This is a genomic window from Halobacterium bonnevillei (assembly GCF_009831555.1).
Lineage (GTDB): Archaea > Halobacteriota > Halobacteria > Halobacteriales > Halobacteriaceae > Halobacterium > Halobacterium bonnevillei.
In genome coordinates, this window is sequence record NZ_WUUU01000195.1 from 1 (window position 1) to 5,363 (window position 5,363).

Here is a 5,363-nt window from a genome sequence, read left to right on the forward strand (position 1 = left end):
CCGCGCGTGGAACGCACCGAGGGCATCTCCGACTGCGGCCGCCGGTAGCCGGAACCGCGGCGCGTACGCCCCCACACCGAGGACCGCGCCGTGGCCCCCACTCATGATTCTGCCTCCAGGAGCGTGACGACGGCGGCACCGCCGCTCCCACCGACGTTGTGCGCGAGGCCGACGTCCACGTCGGCGAGTTGCCGGTCGCCCGCGCGCCCGGTCAGTTGCTTGTACAGTTCCACGACCTGGCCTGCGCCGGTCGCTCCGATGGGGTGGCCCTTGGCCTTCAGGCCGCCGGAGACGTTCACCGGGAGGCGGCCGTCCCGCTCGGTGACGCCCGCGCGCAGCAACTCGGCGGCTTCGCCGCGCTCGCAGAACCCGAGGTCCTCGTACGCGAGCAGTTCCGCGATGGCGAAGCAGTCGTGGACCTCCGCGACGTCGACGTCGTCCGGCCCGAGGTCCGCCATCTCGTAAGCCGCCTCCGCGGCCGCCGCGCTCGCCGGAATCGACGTGTACGTGTCGCGCTCGAAGACCCCGACGCGGTCGCTCGCGGCTCCCACCCCTGCGATTCTGGCTGCGTCGTCGGACTCGGCGACGTCCTCGCTGGCGACCAGCACCGCCGCCGCGCCGTCGCTGGTCGGACAGCAGTGGTACAGCGTCAGCGGGTCCGCGACGACGCTGCCGCCGCTGGCCTCCTCGAGCGAGCACTCGAAACCGAGGTGGGCGTGCGGGTTCCGTGCGCCGTTCGCGTGGTTCTTCACGGCCGCGCGCGAGAGGTCGTCGACCGTCGCGTCGTACTCCGCGAGGTACGCGCTCGCCATCTGCGCGTACGTCCCCGCGAACGTCGTGCCCGTCAGGCGCTCCCACTCGGTCTCGCCGCTGACGCCGAGCCAGTACTTCGCTGCGTCGGCGCTCACGTCCGTCATCACTTCGAAGCCGCCGGCCAGCACCACGTCCGCCATCCCGCTCTTGACCGCCTGGACGGCGTTCCTGACCGCGTATCCGCTGGCAGCGCAGGCGTTCTCCACGCGCGTCGTCGGCACCGACAGGCCCGCGTACTCGGTCACCGCCGGTCCCGAGAGCCCGATTTGTCGGCCGCCGACCCCGAGCGTCCCGACGACCGCTTCGTCCACAGCCCCGGGGTCGAAGCCGTCAGCGCTCGCCAGCGCTCGCTCGACGGCGGTTGCGAACAGCGACCGGTAGGACTCGTCCGGGAACGACCCGAACGCCGTCTGCCCGGCCCCGATGACGTAGGCGTCTCGCATGTGGCCGACTTCGAGGGCGTCCCCCATAGTTGTCCGCGATGCGCGATTCGCCACCCGGGGTCCCGCTGGTCGCCAGTTTCAAGCCCTCACCCCGGGAGGTAGACGTATGTCGTCACCTTCCGCCCGGTTCAGGACGTGGCTCGGCAGCTCGGAGTTCGCCGTCACGGCGACCGCAATCGTCGTCGCGCTGGCGGCGGGCAACGCCGCGTTCACGATGAGCGAACAATCTGCAGACGGCTACTTCGTCATCCTGCTGGCGGGCATCGCCGCTCCGAGCATCTACGAGAACCAGTGGCCGTTCGACTACGACAGCCGCGTCGTCGCCGTCGCGTGGGCGCTCGGCGCGTGTGCGGCGCTGCTGGCGTGCTACACCCTCGTCTCGACGGCACTGGCCGCCGTTCTGAACGGCATCCTGCCGAGCGCAGCGGCGTTCGCGACCACGTGGCTGCTCGGCATCATGGTGGCACAGCTCCCGAACTCGGCCTGAGCTCGCTCGTCTCCCTGCTTCTCCCGTTCCTGGCCCGTAGCTCCGGATTTCCGGAGGATTCGTAGGCTCGGTGCTGGCCTGCGTCGCCGCTTAAAGACCCTCGGTACGTTGGGTTCGCTCGCTCCGAGTTGTGTCCCGCGCAAATCTGGACGCCCCACAGTATGGGTGGGTCGGCAAGGTCCACCAGCAATGGTGTCTAGAAAACCCATCGTGGCGCTCGCATTGATCGGCGTCCTGCTACTCGAAGCCGTCGGCCCGGCCGCCGCACACGGCTGGCAAACGACGGTCGAACGGGGGCCGATGGAACTCGGCGTCAGTAGTTCGCCGCAGGCGCCCGTCGCAGGGAGGCAGACGGAGTTCTCGGCTCGCATCGCGGACGACGACCCGGCTGGTGACGAGGACCGCCTCGACTGGGGTGGCGTGACCAACCAGACCGTCGAGATTCACCTCCGCGGCCCGAACGAATTCCACGACCACGTAAAGGCCCAAATCCCGGAGGACGACGCTCACTTCCACTGGACCTACATGTTCCCCGACGAGGGGACGTACACCATGGCTGTGGTGACCGAACTCGAGGCCGAGGAGACCTTCGAGTACACGTTCGAGGTCGAGGGCGTCTACGACTACTACTGTACGCCCGCGAGGGCCGACTCAACGTCTCCTTCCACGCCGCGGACGTCGAGACCGTCCAGGCCGTCGTCGCGGACCTACAGGACTGGTTCGACGGCATCTCCCTCCGGCCGCTCACGCAGTCCGGGGACCGCGACGAGCGGGACTTCGTCTTCGTCGACCGAGAACGGCTGACCGCAAGACAGCGCGACGTCCTCGAGACCTGCGTCGAGATGGGATACTTCGACCACCCCAGGGGCGCGAACGGCGCGTCGGTCGCCGCCGAACTCGGTATCTCGCCCGCGACCTTCCACGAGCACCTCGCCGCCGCCCAGCGCAAGCTGCTGGATTCGGCCCTCGACGTCTGAGCCCCGCGGCTGGGCGCGCAGCTCCGTCCCGCGACCGCTCGTCGTGCAATTATTTATCGTTCGGGATTCGGTGTGTCCGTATGGCCTACAGCTACGAGCCACACTACTTCGAGGAGTTCGAGGAGGGCGAGACGTTCCGGAGCGTCGGCCGCACGGTCACGGAAGCGGACTTCACGTTCCACTCGATGTTCACGGGCGACTGGACGGAGCTGCACTCGAACGCGGAGTACGCCGCCGACCAGGAGTTCGGCGAGCGCGTCGCACACGGCCCGATGACGTTCGTGCTCGCGACCGGATTCGTCTACCGCTGCGGGTTCCTCGAGCGACGAGTCATCGCCTTCCTCGGGATGAACTACATGGACATCCCGGCGCCAGTCGCGATGGGTGACACCATCTCTCTGGAGATGGAGGTCACGGAGACGAAGGAACTGTCCTCGCGGGACGACGCCGGCCTCGTCGTCATCGACACGGCGATGACGAACCAGGACGACGAACTCGTCTTCGAGGGCGACATGAAGTTCCTCGTGAAGCGGGCGTGACGCGCGCGGACCTGAACGCATAACCCACGCGGCCGCGTACTCCCGCGTATGACTTCGACGTCGCTGTTCCCTGCCGCCGAGGAGGACGCGCGGCAGGCGATTCTGCGGGCCGCCTACGACGCGCTCTGCGAGTACGGGTACGCGGACCTCTCGACGCAGCGCATCGCGGACGCCTCGCCGAAGAGCAAGTCCCTCATCTACCACCACTACGACGACAAGGACGACCTCCTGCTGGACCTGCTGGACCACCTGCTGGAGCGCTTCCAGACGGAGACGCGCGTGGACGCCGACAATCCCCGCGAGCACGTCGAGGAAGTGCTGGACGGCGTCCTCGCTGCGGAGCTGCCGCCGGAGCGGCGCGCGTTCACGAAAGCGATGGTGAGTCTGCGCTCGCGGGCCGCCTACGACGAGGCGTACCGCGAGCACTTCCGGCGCCACGACGACGTCGTCCACGGACGCCTTCGCGACGCCATCGCGGCGGGGCGAGAGACGGGCGCGTTCCGGGACGTCCGACCCCGACCGCGTGGCGTCGTTCCTGATGACGACGATCGGCGGCGCGATGACGGAGCGCGTCACGGGCGGCGGGGACGCCGTGCCCGCGGTGCGCGCGGAACTTCGGCGCTACGTCGAGGCGTGCCTCGTCGCCGAGGACTGACCGCCAGTCGCAGGTGGCCAATTCGTGGCCGTCGAGCGGTGGTGGAGCCGGAACGGCTGAATTGGCCCGGAGGTGAACGAAGAATCGTTCGGGGCTGTGCAGTATCGTCCTACTTTGGTGGACGCATCGAGGGCCGGCTTCCACCCCCAATTTCATTATCCCACACACGTTAGCTAATTGTCATGGCCCTCCTCGATACCGTGAAATCCGAGTTCCTCCAGGAGCCTCGAAACAGCAAGTACGATTGGCTAACGGTCAGCTTCGGCGTCCTGGCCGTCGGGCTCAGTATCGCGGGAGTCGTCGTGGACCGCTTCCTCATCTTGGGTTCCGCGTTCGTGCTCATGGGCGGCGCAGAACTGCTGTCGGTCGACCAGCGACGATTGTCAGCCCTGCTTCGAGCGGGTGCAGTTGGAGCGTTCGTCGCGTACGGACTCGCTGTCGTCCTGGCGTTCTGACGGACGAGGCCGTATCGGTCGCGACTGCTACTGGACGTCCGAACTGGCAGCGCGCGTGAGCAGACGGACTGCGACGGCGCCGAACGCGAGGTCGAGCGCCAGCAACACGGCGAGCGCGGGCACGAGCGCGTTCCAGATGCCGCCGAACGCCGTCACTTCCAGGACTGTCATCACGTCCTGTCCGAGCATGATGGAGCGGACGGCGTCGACGCCGTACGTGATGGGGTTGAACGTCGCGACGACCTGCACCCACTGCGGGAGCACGTCGACGGGGAGGAACGCGCTGGAGACGAACAACAGCGGGAACTGGAGGAGGTTCGCGCCGATGATGGTCGACTCCTGGTCGCGTGTCACGAGCGCGACGACGTTCGAGAACGCGGTGAACCAGACGGCGAACACGACGGTGACGGCGACGATGCCGAGGACGCCGAGGACGCCGGTCTGCACGTAGTCGCCGAACGCGGCGCCCGTGTCGACGTACAGCAGGACGAACCCGAGCACGAGGATGATGACCGTCTGGACGACGATGCGCACCACCTCGGAGAGCGCTTTCCCGAGGAACATCGCCGCCGGCCGATGGGGGAGACGAGCATCTTCTCGAACATCCCGCTCTCCATGTCGTCGACGAGACCGATGCCGGACCCGGCGGCGGCGACGAGCGCGGACTGCACGACGATGGCGGGCGCGAGGTACGTGACGTAGCTGATTTCGGTGCCCAGCGACTGCGCGAGCGCGCCGCCCGTTACCTGCCCGAACACCTCCGTGAACAGCACGAGGAAGATGATCGGCTGGACGAGCGAGGAGACGACGACGAACGGGTTGCGCGTGGTCTTCAGGAGCCACCGCTTCAGGACGATCCAGAGGTCCGCGACGAACCGGTTGCCCTCGCCGCGGTGCGCTGTGCCGCCGGCGGATTCGTCGGTCGGTGCGCTCATCGACGGACCTCCGCGCTCGCGGCGTCGCTGTCGCGCTCGCGGTCGTTCGCCGAGGTGTC

Annotated in this window: 6 protein-coding genes and 2 pseudogenes; 6 read left to right on the forward strand and 2 right to left on the reverse strand. The window is 68.1% G+C overall.

The window, feature by feature from the left end:
- Window positions 1–101: 101 nt before the first annotated feature.
- Window positions 102–1,256 (reverse strand): thiolase C-terminal domain-containing protein, encoded by a 1,155-nt coding sequence (locus GRX66_RS16260; protein WP_159527464.1) that lies wholly within the window; start codon window positions 1,254–1,256, stop codon window positions 102–104.
- Window positions 1,257–1,362: 106 nt separating this feature from the next.
- Between GRX66_RS16260 and GRX66_RS16265 the strand changes: the two genes are divergently transcribed.
- The 6 genes and pseudogenes from GRX66_RS16265 to GRX66_RS16290 all read left to right on the forward strand — a co-directional run bounded on the left by GRX66_RS16265 (window position 1,363) and on the right by GRX66_RS16290 (window position 4,369).
- Window positions 1,363–1,743 carry a hypothetical protein gene (locus tag GRX66_RS16265; RefSeq protein ID WP_159527465.1) on the forward strand — a complete coding sequence of 127 codons (381 nt, stop codon included), beginning with the start codon at window positions 1,363–1,365 and terminating at the stop codon, window positions 1,741–1,743.
- A gap of 629 nt (window positions 1,744–2,372) precedes the next feature.
- A pseudogene (locus tag GRX66_RS20980) lies at window positions 2,373–2,441 on the forward strand (hypothetical protein); the annotation flags it as partial.
- 144 nt (window positions 2,442–2,585) lie between these two features.
- Complete coding sequence (locus tag GRX66_RS16275) at window positions 2,586–2,720, forward strand: helix-turn-helix domain-containing protein (RefSeq protein WP_159527469.1); 135 nt, start codon at window positions 2,586–2,588, stop codon at window positions 2,718–2,720.
- A gap of 80 nt (window positions 2,721–2,800) precedes the next feature.
- Window positions 2,801–3,259, forward strand: coding sequence for a MaoC/PaaZ C-terminal domain-containing protein (locus GRX66_RS16280; RefSeq protein ID WP_159527467.1), 459 nt, complete (start codon window positions 2,801–2,803; stop codon window positions 3,257–3,259).
- 48 nt (window positions 3,260–3,307) lie between these two features.
- On the forward strand, window positions 3,308–4,087 hold the full coding sequence (locus tag GRX66_RS16285; RefSeq protein ID WP_233745589.1) for a TetR/AcrR family transcriptional regulator: 780 nt from the start codon (window positions 3,308–3,310) through the stop codon (window positions 4,085–4,087).
- 9 nt (window positions 4,088–4,096) lie between these two features.
- Window positions 4,097–4,369, forward strand: a complete 273-nt coding sequence (locus tag GRX66_RS16290; RefSeq protein ID WP_159527468.1) for a hypothetical protein — start codon at window positions 4,097–4,099, stop codon at window positions 4,367–4,369.
- Window positions 4,370–4,396: 27 nt separating this feature from the next.
- Here the strand turns inward: GRX66_RS16290 and GRX66_RS16295 are convergent.
- Window positions 4,397–5,304, reverse strand: a pseudogene (locus GRX66_RS16295) (ABC transporter permease).
- Window positions 5,305–5,363 lie beyond the last annotated feature (59 nt).